The following is a 16763-nucleotide window of genomic DNA, read 5'->3' on the forward strand; positions in this document are numbered from 1 at the left end:
CGGGTCGCCTACGTCGTCGACCGCCGCCGGCGCGCACCCGGCCGTCGCTCGCTCGGCCGGGTGACCGGGTCGCCGGCCTCCAGGGCCGCGGCCCGCCGCTTCGCGCCGAAGTCGGCCAGTGCCTCGGCCAGCTTGAGCACCGACGGCTCCGGAGCCATGACGTCCACCCGCAGCCCGTGCTCCTCGGCGGTCTTCGCCGTGGCCGGGCCGATACAGGCGATCACGGTGACGTTGTGCGGCTTGCCGGCGATGCCGACCAGGTTCCGCACGGTGGAGGACGACGTGAACAGCACGGCGTCGAAGCCACCGCCCTTGATCGCCTCACGGGTCTCCGCCGGCGGCGGCGAGGCCCGCACGGTCCGGTAGGCCGTGACGTCGTCGACCTCCCAGCCGAGCTCGATCAGCCCGGCGACCAGCGTCTCCGTGGCGATGTCGGCCCGCGGCAGGAAGACCCGGTCGATCGGGTCGAACACCGGGTCGTAGGGCGGCCAGTCCTCCAGCAGACCGGCGGCCGACTGCTCGCCGCTCGGCACCAGGTCCGGCTTCACGCCGAAGGCGATCAGCGCCTTGGCGGTCTGCTCGCCCACGGCCGCGACCTTGATGCCCGCGAAGGCACGCGCGTCGAGTCCGTACTCCTCGAACTTCTCCCGCACGGCCTTGACCGCGTTCACCGAGGTGAAGGCGATCCACTCGTAGCGGCCCGTGACCAGGCCCTTGACCGCGCGCTCCATCTGCTGGGGCGTGCGCGGCGGTTCGACGGCGATCGTCGGCACCTCGTGCGGCACGGCCCCGTACGACCGCAGCTGGTCGGAGAGCGACACCGCCTGCTCCTTGGTCCGCGGCACGAGCACCTTCCAGCCGAACAGCGGCTTGGACTCGAACCACGCGAGCTGGTCGCGCTGGGCGGCGGCGGAACGCTCACCGACCACGGCTATCACCGGCCGGCCGCCCTCGGGCGAGGGCAGCACCTTGGCCTGCTTCAGCGTCTGCGCGATCGTGCCGAGCGTGGCGGTCCAGGTGCGCTGCCGGGTGGTCGTGCCGGCGACGGTGACCGTCAGCGGGGTGTCCGGCTTGCGCCCGGCGGAGACGAGCTCGCCGGCCGCGGCGGCGACGGAGTCCAGCGTCGTGGAGACCACGACCGTGCCGTCCGAGGCGCCGACCTCCGTCCAGCACCGGTCCGACGCCGTGCGCGCGTCGACGAACCGCACGTCCGCGCCCTGCGCGTCCCGCAGCGGCACACCGGCGTACGCGGGCACACCGACAGCGCTCGCGATTCCGGGCACCACCTCGAAGGGCACCCCGGCGGCGGCGCACGCCAGCATCTCCTCGGCCGCGTACGTGTCGAGGCCCGGGTCGCCGGACACCGCACGCACGACCCGCCTGCCGCCCCGCGCGGCCTCCATGACAAGATGTGCGGCATCCCGCACCACGGGGACGGGCGCGGTGGTTGACGTGCCGTCAACTACCGTCAGCTGGGGCGTTCCTGTGCCCGGAGTCGGCTCCTGGGAAGGATCCGCGTCCGTGTGCACCTCGGAGACGCCCTGCCTGGCGTGCTGACGTACGACGTCGAGCACTTCGTGCTCGGCGACGAGGACGTCCGCGTTGGCCAGTGCCTCGACGGCGCGCAGAGTCAGCAGTCCCGGATCTCCGGGTCCGGCACCCAGGAAGGTGACGTGCCCGTGTTCAGGACCGGCGGAAAGGGTGGTGGGGCTCACTGTGCTCGCTCCCCCATCAGACCGGCCGCGCCCTGGGCGAGCATCTCGGCCGCGAGTTCGCGACCGAGCGCCATTGCCCCGTCGTGCGTCTCGGGCACGGGACCGGTGGTGGACAGCTGCACCATCCGCGAGCCGTCGGTGGTCCCGACGACGCCGCGCAGGCGCATTTCCTTGACAATCTGCCCGTCGGCCAGCAAGTCGGCCAAAGCGCCCACCGGGGCGCTGCAGCCGGCCTCCAGGGCGGCGAGCAGTGACCGCTCGGCCGTCACGGCGACCCGCGTGAACGGGTCGTCGAGTTCGGCGAGCGCGGCGACGAGGTCCGCGTTGCCCGCGGTGCACTCGATCGCCAGGGCCCCCTGGCCGGGGGCGGGCAGAACCGTGTCGACCGACAGGAAGTCGGTCACCTCGTCACCCCGGCCGATCCGGTTCAGCCCGGCGGCGGCCAGCACGACGGCGTCGAGCTCGCCCTTGCGCACGAACCCGATGCGGGTGTCGACGTTGCCGCGGATCGGGACCGTCGCTATGTCCAGGCCGTGGCTGCGGGCGTACGCGTTGAGCTGGGCCATGCGGCGCGGTGAACCGGTCCCGATGCGCGCTCCGGAGGGCAGGTCGGTGAACTTCAGCGCGTCCCGGGCGACGATGACGTCGCGCGGGTCCTCCCGCTCGGGCACGGCGGCCACGACCAGCTCGTCGGGCTGCGTGGTCGGCAGGTCCTTCAGGGAGTGCACCGCGAAGTCGACCTCGCCGTTGAGCAGCGCGTCGCGCAGGGCGGTCACGAACACGCCGGTGCCGCCGATCTGGGCGAGCGCCTCACGCGAGACGTCGCCGTACGTGGTGATCTCGACGAGCTCCACGGGCCGCCCGGTCACCCGGCTCACGGCCTCGGCCACCTGGCCGGACTGGGCCATGGCGAGCCTGCTCCGCCGGGTGCCGAGCCTCAGCGCCTTGTCAGTCATGCCGGGCCTCGGTCTCTCTGGGTGGTGCTGTCCTCGGCCCGGGAGACGGCGGCCACCGTCTCGGGGTCGAGGTCGAACAGGGTGCGCAGCGCGTCCGCGTACCCGGCGCCGCCGGGCTCGGCCGCGAGCTGCTTGACCCGCACGGTCGGCGCGTGCAGCAGCTTGTCGACCACGCGCCGCACGGTCTGGGTGATCTCCGCCCGGTGCTTGTCGTCGAGGCCGGGCAGCCGTCCGTCCAGGCGGGCGATCTCGCTGGCCACGACGTCGGCGGCCATGGTGCGCAGGGCGACCACGGTCGGCGTGATGTGCGCGGCCCGCAGCGCCGCCCCGAAGGCCGCGACCTCGTCGGAGACGATACGCCTGACCTGGTCCACATCGGCAGCCATCGGAGCGTCCGCGGAGGCCTCCGCGAGCGACTCGATGTCCACCAGCCGCACCCCGGCCAGCCGGTGCGCGGCCGCGTCGATGTCGCGCGGCATGGCCAGGTCCAGCAGGAACAGCACGGGTTCGGGCCGGTGCGGCTCCTCGGCCGGCTCGGGCCGGCGCCGCTCGGGGATCCGCCCCACGGTGGCCACGGTCGCGGCGAGCGCGGCGATGGCGTCGGTGTCCGCGGCCGGGTCGAGGGTGCCGGGGCGCGCCGGGGCCGCGGCCCGGCCGCCGCCGGCCGTGCCGTTGTCCACCCACGCCGCGTGCTGCTCCAGCTCGGCGGCGGCCATCCCGGCCACGGCGGCCTCGCCCAGCACGGAGAAGCCGGCGGTGCCCTGCACCGCGGAGAGGTCCAGCGGGCAGCCGTCCTCGGTGCCGAGGCCGGCGGCCGGCGTCCCGGCCTGCCGCGCGTCCGGCCCGGCCGTAAGGGCGGCACCGCCGGGCGTCACGGGTCCGTCGCCGTCGGCCGACGGCGCGGGCGCACGGCCCTCGACCGCCTGCGCGACCCCCTCGGCCGTCAGGACCAGGCCCGTCGCTCCGGTGCAGGAGACGGCGACGTCGGCACGTGTCAGCTCGACCGGCACCGATTCCATCGGGACCGCGCGGGCCAGCACGTCCGTGTCGTCGCCCTCGCTCAGGATCTGCGCGAGCCGCTCGGCGCGGTCGAAGGTGCGGTTGGCGACGACGAGCTCGGCGACCCCGGCCCGCGCGAGCGTGGCCGCGGCCAGGGAGGACATCGACCCGGCCCCGATGACCAGGGCCTTCTTGCCCTTGGCCCATGCCTGGACGTCGCCGCCCCGGGCCAGCTGCTCCAGGCCGAAGGTGACCAGGGACTGGCCGGCGCGGTCGATGCCGGTCTCGGAGTGGGCGCGCTTGCCGACGCGCAGGGCCTGCTGGAACAGGTCGTTCAGCAGCCGGCCCGCGGAGTGCAGCTCCTGCGCCCGGGCCAGGGAGTCCTTGATCTGGCCGAGGATCTGCCCCTCGCCGACGACCATGGAGTCCAGACCGCAGGCCACCGAGAACAGGTGGTGGACCGCGCGGTCCTCGTAGTGCACGTAGAGATAGGGAGTGAGCTCCTCCAGACCGACGCCGCTGTGCTGGGCGAGCAGCGTGGACAGCTCGGCGACACCGGCGTGGAACTTGTCCACGTCGGCGTAGAGCTCGATGCGGTTGCAGGTGGCGAGCACCGCGGCCTCGGTCGCCGGTTCGGCGGCGACGGTGTCCTGCACCAGCTTGACCTGGGCGTCCGCGCTGAGCGAGGCGCGCTCCAGGACGCTGACCGGGGCGCTGCGGTGGCTGAGTCCGACGACGAGGAGGCTCATGCCGGCATCACGGCGGGCATGTCCCCGTCGGGCCCCTGGTCGGCGGACTCGCCGCGGGCGGCGGCGGCCGGGACACCACCGTCGGAGGCGGCGGCCTCCTCACCGGCCTTGCGCTGCTCGTGGAAGGCGAGGATCTGCAGCTCGATGGAGAGGTCGACCTTGCGCACGTCGACGCCGTCGGGCACGGACAGTACGGTCGGCGCGAAGTTCAGGATGGAGGTGACACCGGCGGCCACGAGCCGGTCGCAGACGGCCTGGGCGGCACCGGCGGGGGTGGCGATGACCCCGATCGACACGCCGTTGTCCTGGATGATCTTCTCCAGGTCGTCGGAGTGCTGCACCGGGATGCCGGCGACGGGCTTGCCGGCCATGGCCGGGTCGGCGTCGATCAGCGCGGCGACGCGGAAGCCGCGGGAGGCGAACCCGCCGTAGTTGGCGAGGGCGGCGCCGAGGTTGCCGATACCGACGATCACGACCGGCCAGTCCTGGGTGAGCCCCAGCTCGCGGGAGATCTGGTACACGAGATACTCGACGTCGTAGCCGACACCCCTGGTGCCGTACGAGCCGAGGTACGAGAAGTCCTTGCGCAGCTTCGCGGAGTTGACCCCCGCCGCGGCCGCGAGCTCCTCGGAGGAGACCGTGGGCACCGAGCGCTCCGACAGTGCGGTCAGCGCGCGGAGGTACAGCGGAAGCCGGGCGACGGTGGCCTCGGGAATCCCTCGGCTGCGGGTCGCCGGTCGGTGAGTTCGGCCAGTTGCCACGGTGCTCCTGCGGGTAGAGCGGGGCTGTAGGCGGTCATACGTCCCTACATGACCGCCCCGTCGAATGCAGGCTATGTCTTTGTGAACGCGTGCACAAAGATGGTGTCCGATTTGCCCGCCCAACGTGACCGGGCTCACGCGCCCCCGGCGCCCGTGCGGGGAACCGGCGCGCAGGCACCACCGTTCCTTGTCTTCTGGGGGCAAAACCACACACTTCCTCAGTGAATCCCGCCCCCGAGACCAAGTCACCATCGATCCTAAGCGACGTTCCGGCCACTTTGTACTGCTCGGTCAGTCCGCTCACGGCCGCGCTCAGTCGGTCAGCGCCCTGCGCAGGCGGTCCTCGTCCACGCGCCAGAACGTGTGCTGCGCGCCGTCCACCAGCACGACCGGGATCTGCTCCCAGTACTGGTCGTGCAGTTCCAGGTCCTCGGTGATGTCCTTCTGCTCCCAGCGGACGCCCAGGTCGGCACAGACCTTCTCCACGACGACCTGTGCGTCATCACACAGATGACAACCGGGCTTGCGGATCAGCGTGACGAGCCGGTCCCGAGGGGGCTCGCGGCGGAAGAGAGGGCTCATTCCGCCATTGTCGCGCGCCCGGGAACGAGGGGAAGCCCCGCGGAGGGCCAGCGGACACGCCGGACGCGCCCGACCCGCACGGCATCTTTAACGACACGCTCGCCGAGAGTTCACAGGGTCCAAACCTCTCGACTCCGGAACCCCCGAACAAACTGGCTATGCTCACGCCATGGCCGCTCTCGGATGGCTCACCCCCCGTAGGCGCTCCGCCACGGCGCGGAGCGTTTTGGCAGGCGAGGCCTCGGCGGAGGCAGCACGCAAGTCCTCCCAGGAAGTCGCCGGCACGACCGAGGAACCGCAGTTCCCGGTGCACGGCGACGACCGGGCCGCCGCCTTCTTCGACCTGGACAACACCGTCATGCAGGGCGCCGCCCTGTTCCACTTCGGACGGGGTCTGTACAAACGGAAGTTCTTCGAGACCCGCGAGCTCGCCCGCTTCGCCTGGCAGCAGGCGTGGTTCCGGCTGGCCGGCGTCGAGGACCCCGAGCACATGCAGGAGGCCCGCGAGTCGGCCCTGTCCATCGTCAAGGGCCACCGCGTCGCCGAACTCCAGTCGATCGGCGAGGAGATCTACGACGAGTACATGGCCGAGCGCATCTGGCCCGGCACCCGCGCCCTCGCCCAGGCCCACCTGGACGCCGGACAGAAGGTGTGGCTGGTCACGGCCGCCCCGGTCGAGATCGCCACGGTCATCGCCCGCCGCCTCGGCCTGACCGGCGCCCTCGGCACGGTCGCCGAGTCCGTCGACGGCGTCTACACCGGCAAACTCGTCGGCGAGCCGCTGCACGGCCCCGCCAAGGCCGAGGCCGTCCGCGCCCTGGCCCTCGCGGAGGGCCTCGACCTGCGCCGCTGCGCCGCCTACAGCGACTCGCACAACGACATCCCGATGCTCTCGCTGGTCGGCCACCCCTACGCCATCAACCCGGACTCCAAGCTGCGCAAGCACGCCCGCCGGCTGGACTGGCGCCTGCGCGACTACCGCACCGGCCGCAAGGCCGCGAAGGTCGGCATCCCCGCCGCCGCGGGCGTCGGCGCGGTGGCCGGCGGCACGGCGGCCGCGATCGCCCTGCACCGCCGCCGCCGCTGACCGGTCGATCAAAGCGGGACACCTTCGTTTACCGGATGACAAACCGCGTAAATCCAACTGGCGTACCCCCACAACCTCGTGTCCAGTCCTCTTGGCTGGACACGGCCACAACACGCCCTGGACTCAGCCCCGATCCGAACCTTTCCGATCAACAACCGCTCACGCTCCGGCACTTGATCCGGCGTCATTCGGTTACGGAAGCGACGTAATCGATGATTTGAGCAACTCGGTGTAGCAGTGCCTGCACGAAGCGTTATTCTCCTCAGACGCAATCCGGTACCCCTCCGTCGCTACGACGGGTGAAAGGTCCCGCACTGCACGTGATGGAAGCTCTGCCTCTGGGAGTCCCGTGTACCCACACGTCGGGGTTGACGCCTCGGGCCTGGCTACGCTGCGCGCAACGGTCCTCGACCTGTTGCGCGGCTTCGTCCCCACCGCGTACGCCGTCCCCGCATTCGCCACCGCCGCGCCCGTCGGCCCGTGCTACGCACTGGCCGACGGCAGCGCCGCGGTCGGCAGACGAGGCCGCCCGTCCGGGGCGGCCACCGCCCGCCGCCCGGCGGCGGACAGCGACAGCGCCCGGATGATGGACCTCGTCGAGCGTGCCCAGGCCGGCGAGGCCGACGCCTTCGGCCGCCTCTACGACCAGTACAGCGACACCGTCTACCGGTACATCTACTACCGGGTCGGAGGAAAGGCGACCGCCGAGGACCTCACCAGCGAGACCTTTCTGCGCGCCCTGCGGCGCATCGGCACGTTCACCTGGCAGGGCCGCGACTTCGGCGCCTGGCTGGTCACGATCGCCCGCAACCTCGTCGCGGACCACTTCAAGTCCAGCCGCTTCCGGCTGGAGGTCACCACCGGCGAGATGCTCGACGCCAACGAGGTCGAGCGCTCCCCCGAGGACTCCGTCCTGGAGTCCCTCTCCAACGCCGCCCTGCTCGACGCGGTGCGGCGGCTCAACCCCCAGCAGCAGGAGTGCGTGACGCTCCGCTTCCTCCAGGGCCTCTCCGTCGCCGAGACCGCCCGGGTCATGGGCAAGAACGAGGGCGCCATCAAGACCCTCCAGTACCGGGCCGTGCGCACCCTCGCCCGGCTCCTCCCGGAAGACGCCCGCTGACCGCCCCGCACGCACGGCGACTGTCAACTCACAATCCGTGAAAGTCCGTTGACTTCGGCATTCGATCGTCCGGCGTCCGTAACCCAAGTGCCGCGCCGCTCGTTGTGCGGGATGCAGGCTCCCTGTGGTCACCCCCTGGCCGACTCCGATCACTCGATCGTGTGGTTGTCATCAGGGTGTGCAACCCTCAGGACCCCCTGGGGAGTCGACCGTCATGACGAGAGGAGGTGCCGCCAGTGATCGCGAACGTATCGGCGCACCGGCGGGCGAACGCCTTCGCCCAGGCCCTGGAGGAGCAGTCCGAGCCGGGCACGGCGGCGGCCGAGCAGTCCGAGGCCGCGGCACCGGCCCCGGCGGCCGCGGAAGCGACCGAGGGGGGCCGCCTGCTGGCGCTCGCCTCCGGTCTCGGCGCGCTGCCCAAGCCGCAGCTCGACCCGGAGGTCAAGGTCGTCCAGCGGGCCCAGCTGGTGGCCGCGTTCGAGGCCATGCTCCAGGAGGGCACCGCGGGAGGCGGGGCGACGGACCGCGCGGTCCCGGAGCAGCGCTCCACCCGCGCCCGTGGCGCTCACCGCGCGAGTTCCCTGAGGAAGTTCCGGCCCCGGTCCCGCCTCGCCAAGGGCCTCACCGCGGGCGGACTGAGCGTCGGCGTGGCCGCGAGCGCCTTCGGCGGAGTCTCCGCCGCCAGCTCGGACGCCCTGCCCGGCGACTCGCTCTACGGCCTCAAGCGCGGCATCGAGGACGTCAAGCTCGGCCTCGCCGACGGAGCGGACGAGCGCGGCCGGGTCTACCTCGACCACGCCTCCACGCGCCTCAGCGAAGCCCGTCGCCTGATGGAGCGAGGCCGCAGCGGCCCCCTGGACCACGAGTCCCTCGGCGAGATCCGCCGCGCCCTGTCCGGGATGCGGCACGACGCCTCCGAGGGTCACCGGCTGCTGAGCGAGGCGTACGCGCGCGACCCGGACTCACTGGGTCCCATCCAGGCCCTGTCGGCGTTCTCCCACTCCCACCGCGAGGCCTGGGGCGAACTGCGCGACCGGCTCCCCGTCCAGCTCGGGGACGTCAGCGACCAGGTGTCGTCGGTGTTCGACGCCATAGAGGAGGACGTCGCCCCGCTGCGCTCCCTGCTCCCCGAGCCCCCGGCCACGGGCGGCGGCGACGGCAAGCGGCAGGGCGCCTCCGAGTCGGCCCCCAGCGGCTCCTCCGGCACGGACCGCTCGACCCGTCCCAGCGACGGCGGCGGCCGGCACAGCGAGGAAGGCAGCACCGGCAGCGGCAGCCCCAGCCGCTCGGCCGGCTCCGGCCAGGAGGACGACGGCCTGCTCGGCGGCAACACCGGCGGCCTCCTCGACCCGCCGAAGGACACCGAGACCAGCACCTCCCCGTCCGCGGACGGCGCCACTCCCGCCCCCGAGCCGGATGTGACGCTCCCTCCGCTCCTGCCGGGCCTGCTGCCCGGTCTGGGCATCGACAGCGAGGACGCCGACTGACCGGTGATACGACGATGGGGCGCCCCCTCCTGGAGGGGGCGCCCCATCGTCGTATCTCAGAAGAAGACGGACCGCCGCTGCACCAGCAGCTTGTACAGCGTGTGCTGGATCTGCTCCCTGACCTGGTCGGTCAGGTTGAACATCAGCATCGGGTCCTCGGCGGCCTCCGGCGGGTAGCCGTCCGTCGGGATCGGCTCGCCGAACTGGATGGTCCACTTGGTCGGCAGCGGGATCGCACCGAGCGGGCCGAGCCACGGGAAGGTCGGCGTGAGCGGGAAGTACGGGAAGCCCAGCAGCCGGGCGACCGTCTTGGCGTTGCCGATCATCGGGTAGATCTCCTCGGCCCCGACGATCGAGCAGGGGATGATCGGCGTCCCCGCGCGCAGGGCCGTGGAGACGAAACCGCCGCGGCCGAAGCGCTGCAGCTTGTAGCGGTCCGCGAAGGGCTTGCCCAGGCCTTTGAAGCCCTCCGGCATCACCCCGACCAGTTCGCCCTGCTCCAGCAGCCGGGCCGCGTCCTCCGCGCACGCCAGGGTGTGGCCCAGCTTGCGGGCCAGCTCGTTGACCACCGGCAGCATGAACACCAGATCCGCCGCGAGCAGCCGCAGATGCCGGCCCGCCGGGTGGTTGTCGTGCACGGCGACCTGCATCATCAGGCCGTCCATCGGCAGCGTCCCGGAGTGGTTGGCGACGATCAGGGCGCCGCCCTCGGACGGGATGTTCTCCACGCCCTTCACCTCGACCCGGAAGTACTTCTCGTACAGCGGGCGCAGCAGGGACATCAGGACCTGGTCGGTGAGCTCCTCGTCGTAACCGAAGTCGTCGACCTCGTAGTCACCGGTGAGGCGGCGGCGCAGGAAGGACAGGCCGCTCGCGATCCGCCGCTCCAGGCCGCCGTCTCCGTCCGGGGACCGCTCCGGCCGCTGTTCCTCCGCTGTCACGGGAACATCATCCTGCTCGGCGGGCCCGGTGGGCAGGGGCTGCACCTCACGCACCGCCGGGGACTCCGTGCCCGGGCGGCGGTTCCCCCCGCTCCGGCGCCGCTGGGGGCGCTGCACGCCGCTCCCTCGGGACCGGTCGTCGTCGAACGGAATGACCTTGGCGTCCGCCATCGTTGATGCGCTCCTCAGTTGGCGCTCTGCGTCGGGGGCTGGCCGCCGCCCGCCAGGGGCAGCGCGGCGATCCGGTCGACGGCCGCCGCGACGGCCTCCGGCGGAAGCAGCCCGGGGCCCTGGCTGCGGGCGAAGTCCGCGAACGTCTCCGCGGTCGTGTACTTGGGCTGGAATCCCAGCGTCTCGCGCATCTGCCCGGTGGACACGACCCTGCCGTGGGTGAGCAGCCGGATCTGCTCGGGCGAGAAGTCCGACATCCCCAGCGTACGCACCAGCGAGCCCGCCCAGGTGACCGCCGGGAGCGGCAGGGGCACGGTGGGCCGCCCGAGGCGCCGCGAGCACTGGGAGAGCAGCAGCACGCCGTCACCGGCGATGTTGAAGGTGCCGCTGTTGAGCGTGCCCCGCCGCGGCTCGTGCGAGGCGATCCGCAGCACCTCGATCACGTCGTCCTCGTGCACGAACTGCAGCCGCGGGTCGTAGCCGAACACCGTCGGCAGCACGGGCAGCGCGAAGTACGAGGCGAGCGGGGTGTCCGCGGCCGGGCCGAGGATGTTGGCGAACCGCAGCACGCAGACCGCCACATCGGGCCGCCGGCGCGCGAACCCCCGTACATAGCCCTCGACCTCGACGGTGTCCTTGGCGAAGCCGCCGCTGGGCAGGGACTTGGGCGGGGTCGTCTCGGTGAAGACGGCCGGATCGCGCGGCGCCGAACCGTAGACGTTCGTACTGGACTTCACGACCAGCCGCTGCACGCTCGGGGACTTCTGGCAGGCACCGAGCAGCTGCATGGTGCCGATGACGTTGGTCTCCTTCAGGGAGGCCCGGTTGCCGCTGCCCAGCGGCGTGCCCGTCACGTCCAAGTGGACGATCGTGTCGGCGCCCGTCTCCGCGAGCACCCGCGCGATGCCGGGCTGGCGGATGTCGGCCTGGACGAAGTCCGCACCGCCCAGGTGGTGCTCGGGGGGCACCGCGTCCACGGCGACGACCCGGTCCACATCGGGGTCACGCTGGATCCGCCGGACGAACCGGCCCCCCAGCTGGCGGGCCACTCCGGTGACGAGCACGACCTTGCCCAAGATCAGCGCCTTCCTTCCAGAAAACCTCTTGTCCCGCCGCGTTCCCCCGCGGAGCCAACTTAGCGGGTCGGCGTTGCGCTGTGATGACCGCCCGATGCGCGAAGTGACGGAAGCAGCCGGATGCGGGAGCGGACATGCGTGTGGCCCCCCACCCGCGGGTGGGGGGCCACAGCAACGCTCTCGCGGCGTCCGCGTCGCGAACTTACTTCTTGTTGCGACGCTGAACGCGCGTGCGCTTGAGCAGCTTGCGGTGCTTCTTCTTCGCCATCCGCTTGCGCCGCTTCTTGATAACAGAGCCCACGACTACCCTCGCTCACTTCTCATCACTCGGTGTTTGGGCGCCATGGGCCCATACGACCTACGAGGGGCCAGCCTACCCGCCCGAGCGCTGAGGTCGTAATCGAGGGGGCCGGGGTGATCCCGAGTGCCCTGTGAGGGACCACCCCGCCCCAGCCGTCAGGCCGTTTCCACCCCCACGTAACTCTCGCGGAGGTACTCGTGAACCGCTTGCTCCGGGACGCGGAAGGACCGCCCCACACGGATCGCGGGCAGATGACCGCTGTGCACCAGCCGGTACACGGTCATCTTCGACACTCGCATCACCGAGGCGACTTCCGCCACGGTAAGGAACTGAACCTCGTTCAGAGGCCTCTCGCCAGCTGCAGCCATGACACACCTGAACCTTCCGCACTCGACGGCCACCGGCTTCCCCTTCCGGTGACTCTTCGTCGCTGCGTGCTCACTCCCCAATGTAGGGGCGGGTGATGCGAGTGGGGAAGAGGTGCACCCATCGGCGGCCTACTGTGACAGACACGCCCGATTGAGTACGTAGCGGGTAAGCGGCAGGTAGTAATCGGACCGCACGCCGTCATCAAGTGGAACGGCGACGGACACGGACCCCTCAGCCTCCCCCACGAACAGCGCCGGGTCGTCCGTATCGGCCGGACCGATGGCCTCGAACCCCAGCTGACCTGCTCCGCAGACCCAGCCGTGGTCTCCGATCACCAGCTCGGGAAGGGGCCCGCCGGCCTCCGCGGCAGCGGCCAGGACGGTACGAACCGGGAGCGGTGAGTGCGTATGTGCGCCGGGCTCACAACCGGGGCGTTCCGCGCCGGGGGCCCGCACCAGCGCGACTCCTCGTACGTAGGCGAGGTTGTACGTACGTAGACCGAACCGGGTCGTTATGTCGACACAGCGACCCTGCGCGGGGGTGAGGACGGCACATCCCGCCGCCGACAGCGCGTCTGCGAGAGCGGCGTAGAAACCGAGCAGCCGATGCGGGTGACCGGTGCCGAGGAGCACGGGCGCGCCCCGCCGGGCGACCTCTGCGAGACGGTCCGCGAAGGCGTCCAGCGCGGCCACCGTCCGGCCGGGGTCGATCACGTCCTGACCGGACGTCCGGCGGAAATCGGCCGGTACGCCACACCGGTCGGCCACCAATTCGACCACGTCCCGCTGCTCCCAGGCACCCTCGGGGTCGATACCGAGCAGCACACGGGGATCCCGCGCGGCGAACAGCCGGTAGCGGCGCAGACTCTCCTCCCGCGAGGTCGCCACCACCCCGGCGAGCCGCGCGCCGACCAGATGCGCACGAAGGGCTTCGGGGCTCAGCACACGGCGATCGTGCGCGACCGGACCCACAGGTGTCCCGGGAACGCACGAACACCGCACGGTCGGCGTAAGCCCCCCTGCGGACCCCTCCGGCCGGGCGCCTCGCGCGGGCCCTCGCCGGCCGGACCCGTCCAACGGGCCCTGCCGGTGGAGGGAATCCCCCGCGAGCCTCTCTCAGCCGGGCCCTCCTGCGGGCCCCGCCGACGGATGGAACCCTCGCGAGCCTCCGCGGGCCTCTCTCAGCCGGGTCCTGCCAGGCGGAGCCCCTTGCCCGAGCTCTTCCGGCCGGATTGCTCAGGCCAGCATCCCGCGCAGTGGGAAGACCGCCCGCCGTGTCGCCAGCACCGCCTGGTCCAGCCGGTCGGCGGGGTCGTAGCCCTGCTCCCAGCCGGGCCACTCCACCGGCCAGCGCCCGTCCGTCATCCGCCCCGGTGCCAACTGCCGCGTCTTCGCGAACACTTCCTGCCGCCACGACTCGGGGACCACCGTCTCGGGCGCCACGGCCTTCCCCGCCGCGATCGCGACCAGATGCGTCCACGACCTCGGCACGACGTCCACCACGGCGTAGCCGCCCCCGCCCAGGGCCACCCAGCGGCCCTCGGCGTGCTCGTGCGCCAGGTCGTGACAGGCCACCTGCACCGCCCGCTGCGCGTCCAGCGACACCGCCAGGTGGGCCAGCGGGTCCTCGAAGTGCGTGTCGGCCCCGTGCTGCGTCACCAGCACCTGCGGCCGGAAGTCGGCGATCAGCTCCGGCACCACCGCGTGGAACGCCCGCAACCACCCGGCGTCCCCGGTCCCGGCCGGCAGCGCCACGTTGACCGCCGAGCCCTCCGCGGAGTCCGCCCCGGTCTCCTCCGGCCACCCGGTCTGCGGGAACAGCGTCCGGGGATGCTCGTGCAGCGAGATCGTCAGCACTCGCGGATCGTCCCAGAACGCCGCCTGCACCCCGTCCCCGTGATGCACGTCGACGTCGACGTACGCGACCCGCTCGGCCCCCAGCTCCAGCAGCCGGGCGATGGCCAGCGAGGCGTCGTTGTAGATGCAGAACCCGGACGCGGCACCCGGCATCGCGTGGTGCAGCCCGCCCGCGAAGTTCACCGCGTGCAGCGCCTCGCCGCGCCACACGGCCTCCGCCGCCCCCACCGACTGCCCGGCGATCAGCGCCGAGACCTCGTGCATCCCCGCGAACGCCGGATCGTCCATCGTCCCCAGCCCGTACGACTGGTCCGCCGCCCCCGGATCCGCCGACGCGGCCCTCACCGCGGCGATGTAGTCCTCCCGGTGGACGAGCCGCAGCGTCGACTCCCCGGCCGCCTTCGCCGCGACCACCTCCACCTCACGGTCCAGCCCGAAGGCGTCGACCAGTCTCCGGGTCAGGGCGAGCCGGACCGGGTCCATCGGATGCCCCGGACCGAAGTCATAGCCCGTTACTGCCTCGTCCCACATCAGCTGTGCGCGGCCGCTCATGCCCGCCACCGTATCGGTCCGGTTGAGGCGCGAACGACCGGGCGTACACCAGCGTCACCAGCACCAACAGCATGGGCACGAGCATGGCCCCGCGGTAACTCCACAGATCACCGAGCGCCCCCACCAGCGGCGAACCGATCAGGAACCCCACGTAGTTGAAGATGTTCAGCCGCGCCACGGCCGCGTCCGAAGCCCCCGGGAACAGCCTCCCGGCCGCCGCGAACGTCTGCGGCACCAGCACGCACAACCCCAGCCCCAGCAGCGTGAACCCCAGCATCCCCACCCACGCCCCCGGCGCCCCGGCCACCACGGCGAATCCCCCGGCCGCCACCAGCGCCCCGCCCCGCACGACCGCCACGGCCCCGAAGCGCCGTACCCCGAAGTCCCCGATCGCCCGCCCCAGCAGCGTGGTGACCATGTACACGTTGTACGGCACCGTCGCCAGCTGCTCGGAGCTCCCCAGCACGTCCTGGAGATACTTGGCGCTCCAGTTGGAGACCGTCGAGTCCCCGATGTAGGCGACCGTCATCACCAGACACAGCGGCAACAGCCACTTGAAGACGACGACCTGCCCCTCGCCGTTCTTCTCCTCCCCCGCGGAAGCCGCCCCCCGGTCGTCCACGTACCACCGGCTGCCCACCAGCACCGCCGGCAGCAGCACCGCCACGACCGGCAGGTACGACACCCACAGCGCCAGATCCCAGTGGGCCCCGGCCCACGCCAGCGAGGCCCCGACGATCCCGCCGAGGCTGTAGGCAGCGTGGAAACTCAGCATGATGCTGCGCCCGTACGACCGCTGCAGACTCACGCCGAGCATGTTCATCGACGCGTCGAGCATCCCCACGGCGAGCCCGAACGCGGCGAGCGCGACGGCCAGCTCGATCATCCGCTCCCCGGCCCCGACCCCGAGAAGGGCCAGCAGCACCACGGGCTGCGACCACCGCAGCAACCGGCTCGGCGGCACCCGTCTCACCAGCCGCTCGGTACTCAGGCTCCCCACCCCGGCGAGGATCGGCACGGCGGCCAGAAACGCCGGCAGCAGCGCGTCGGAGACCCCGTACCGGTCCTGGATGGCCGGAATCCGCGTCACGAGCAGAGCGAAAGCGACCCCCTGCACGAGGAAACCGAACGCCAGCGAGGCCCTGCCGCGCCGCAGCACATCAGTCATGGCGGCGAGCGTAGGGCTCCGGCCTACCGGTGGGTAGATCCGGTCAAAGATGAATTCCGTTCAGCTTCCGCGCCCTCACACGAGCAGGCCGGGCAGCTCCGCCATGTCGGAGAAGAGCCGTCCGGCCCCGGCCAGCCGCTCGGCCGGCGTCATGGCTGTGAAGCCGTACACGTCCATCCCGGCCGCGACGGCCGCCTGCACTCCCAGCGGACTGTCCTCGATGACGACACACCGCTCCGGCGCGACCCCCATCCGCTCGGCCGCGTACAGGAACAGATCCGGTGCCGGCTTCCCCCGGCCCACGTCCTCCGAGCTGAAGATGAGCCCCTCGTCGAACCACCGGTCGAGTCCCGTCGCCCGATGTCCCACCCGGATCCGCTCATGGCTCCCGGACGACGCCACGCAGTACGGCACGGCATCGGCGACCAGCTTCTGCAGGACCTCCTCGACACCCGGCACCGGCTTCAGGTCCCGTTCGAAGGCGGCGAAGACCCGAGCGTGGAACACGTCGTCGAAGTCGTCCGGCAGCCGCTGCCCGGTCCGCTCGGCCACCAGGTCGTGAATGCGGTGCATGGCGGAGCCCATGTAGTCGCGCAGGGAGTCCTCGTAGGTGGTCGGGTGCCCGAGTTCGGTCAAATAGGCGGCCAGGAGCCGGTTGGAGATGGGCTCGCTGTCGACGAGGACACCGTCATTGTCGAAGATCACGAGGTCATGGCGCATGCCCCGAGCCTAAACGCAGAAAACCCCCGTACCTGTGGGTACGGGGGTTCTCTCAATAATTGTTCGGCGGCGTCCTACTCTCCCACAGGGTCCCCCCTGCAGTACCATCGGCGCTGTAAGGCTTAGCTTCCGGGTTCGGAATGTAACCGGGCG

The 16763-nt window shown here is 71.8% G+C and carries 16 protein-coding genes and 1 rRNA gene; 3 read left to right on the forward strand and 14 right to left on the reverse strand.

What is annotated here, in order from left to right:
- Positions 1 to 8: 8 nt before the first annotated feature.
- The 5 genes from ACIGAQ_RS20165 to ACIGAQ_RS20185 all read right to left on the reverse strand — a co-directional run bounded on the left by ACIGAQ_RS20165 (position 9) and on the right by ACIGAQ_RS20185 (position 5762).
- Positions 9 to 1715 (reverse strand): bifunctional uroporphyrinogen-III C-methyltransferase/uroporphyrinogen-III synthase, encoded by a 1707-nt coding sequence (locus tag ACIGAQ_RS20165; RefSeq protein ID WP_362286973.1) that lies wholly within the window; start codon positions 1713 to 1715, stop codon positions 9 to 11.
- Positions 1712 to 2671: a hydroxymethylbilane synthase gene (hemC, locus tag ACIGAQ_RS20170; protein ID WP_311687997.1), complete on the reverse strand. Its 960-nt coding sequence runs from the start codon at positions 2669 to 2671 to the stop codon at positions 1712 to 1714. The genes ACIGAQ_RS20165 and hemC overlap by 4 nt, the downstream gene beginning before the upstream one ends.
- Entirely contained in the window at positions 2668 to 4419 is a 1752-nt protein-coding gene (locus ACIGAQ_RS20175) for a glutamyl-tRNA reductase (RefSeq protein WP_399784561.1), read from the reverse strand. Before ACIGAQ_RS20175 ends, hemC begins: the two co-directional genes overlap by 4 nt.
- Positions 4416 to 5180, reverse strand: coding sequence for a redox-sensing transcriptional repressor Rex (locus tag ACIGAQ_RS20180; RefSeq protein ID WP_311687995.1), 765 nt, complete (start codon positions 5178 to 5180; stop codon positions 4416 to 4418). The genes ACIGAQ_RS20175 and ACIGAQ_RS20180 overlap by 4 nt, the downstream gene beginning before the upstream one ends.
- 312 nt (positions 5181 to 5492) lie before the next feature.
- A complete protein-coding gene (locus tag ACIGAQ_RS20185) occupies positions 5493 to 5762 on the reverse strand; it encodes a glutaredoxin family protein (RefSeq protein WP_399784564.1) in 270 nt (89 codons plus the stop codon).
- A 169-nt stretch (positions 5763 to 5931) separates the two neighbouring features.
- On the opposite strand from ACIGAQ_RS20185, the gene ACIGAQ_RS20190 reads away from it, so the two are divergent.
- The 3 genes from ACIGAQ_RS20190 (at position 5932) to ACIGAQ_RS20200 (ending at position 9456) form a co-directional block, all read left to right on the forward strand.
- Positions 5932 to 6849, forward strand: a complete 918-nt coding sequence (locus ACIGAQ_RS20190; RefSeq protein ID WP_311687993.1) for an HAD-IB family hydrolase — start codon at positions 5932 to 5934, stop codon at positions 6847 to 6849.
- 349 nt (positions 6850 to 7198) lie between these two features.
- On the forward strand, positions 7199 to 7969 hold the full coding sequence (locus ACIGAQ_RS20195; protein ID WP_031117141.1) for an ECF subfamily RNA polymerase sigma factor, BldN family: 771 nt from the start codon (positions 7199 to 7201) through the stop codon (positions 7967 to 7969).
- A 236-nt stretch (positions 7970 to 8205) separates the two neighbouring features.
- Positions 8206 to 9456, forward strand: a complete 1251-nt coding sequence (locus tag ACIGAQ_RS20200; RefSeq protein ID WP_311687992.1) for a DUF5667 domain-containing protein — start codon at positions 8206 to 8208, stop codon at positions 9454 to 9456.
- Positions 9457 to 9512: 56 nt separating this feature from the next.
- Here the strand turns inward: ACIGAQ_RS20200 and ACIGAQ_RS20205 are convergent, their stop codons facing one another.
- The 9 genes from ACIGAQ_RS20205 to rrf form a co-directional block, all read right to left on the reverse strand.
- Positions 9513 to 10568: a lysophospholipid acyltransferase family protein gene (locus ACIGAQ_RS20205; RefSeq protein ID WP_362286986.1), complete on the reverse strand. Its 1056-nt coding sequence runs from the start codon at positions 10566 to 10568 to the stop codon at positions 9513 to 9515.
- A 14-nt stretch (positions 10569 to 10582) separates the two neighbouring features.
- Complete coding sequence (locus ACIGAQ_RS20210; RefSeq protein ID WP_362286989.1) at positions 10583 to 11644, reverse strand: NAD-dependent epimerase/dehydratase family protein; 1062 nt, start codon at positions 11642 to 11644, stop codon at positions 10583 to 10585.
- A 202-nt stretch (positions 11645 to 11846) separates the two neighbouring features.
- Complete coding sequence (locus ACIGAQ_RS20215) at positions 11847 to 11945, reverse strand: 30S ribosomal protein bS22 (RefSeq protein ID WP_003948845.1); 99 nt, start codon at positions 11943 to 11945, stop codon at positions 11847 to 11849.
- Between the two features lie 155 nt (positions 11946 to 12100).
- Positions 12101 to 12313, reverse strand: coding sequence for a helix-turn-helix domain-containing protein (locus ACIGAQ_RS20220; RefSeq protein ID WP_004984898.1), 213 nt, complete (start codon positions 12311 to 12313; stop codon positions 12101 to 12103).
- 129 nt (positions 12314 to 12442) lie between these two features.
- Positions 12443 to 13258, reverse strand: a complete 816-nt coding sequence (locus tag ACIGAQ_RS20225) for a phosphatase (RefSeq protein ID WP_311687989.1) — start codon at positions 13256 to 13258, stop codon at positions 12443 to 12445.
- 291 nt (positions 13259 to 13549) lie between these two features.
- Positions 13550 to 14722, reverse strand: coding sequence for an acetoin utilization protein AcuC (locus ACIGAQ_RS20230; protein ID WP_311687988.1), 1173 nt, complete (start codon positions 14720 to 14722; stop codon positions 13550 to 13552).
- Entirely contained in the window at positions 14673 to 15890 is a 1218-nt protein-coding gene (locus ACIGAQ_RS20235; RefSeq protein ID WP_399784571.1) for an MFS transporter, read from the reverse strand. Before ACIGAQ_RS20235 ends, ACIGAQ_RS20230 begins: the two co-directional genes overlap by 50 nt.
- Before the next feature lie 75 nt (positions 15891 to 15965).
- Positions 15966 to 16610, reverse strand: a complete 645-nt coding sequence (locus ACIGAQ_RS20240) for an HAD family hydrolase (protein WP_399784574.1) — start codon at positions 16608 to 16610, stop codon at positions 15966 to 15968.
- A gap of 61 nt (positions 16611 to 16671) precedes the next feature.
- A 5S ribosomal RNA gene (gene rrf, locus ACIGAQ_RS20245) occupies positions 16672 to 16763 on the reverse strand; the annotation flags it as partial.

This window comes from Streptomyces sp. NPDC085932, from assembly GCF_044540525.1.
Classification (GTDB): Bacteria; Actinomycetota; Actinomycetes; order Streptomycetales; family Streptomycetaceae; genus Streptomyces; species Streptomyces levis.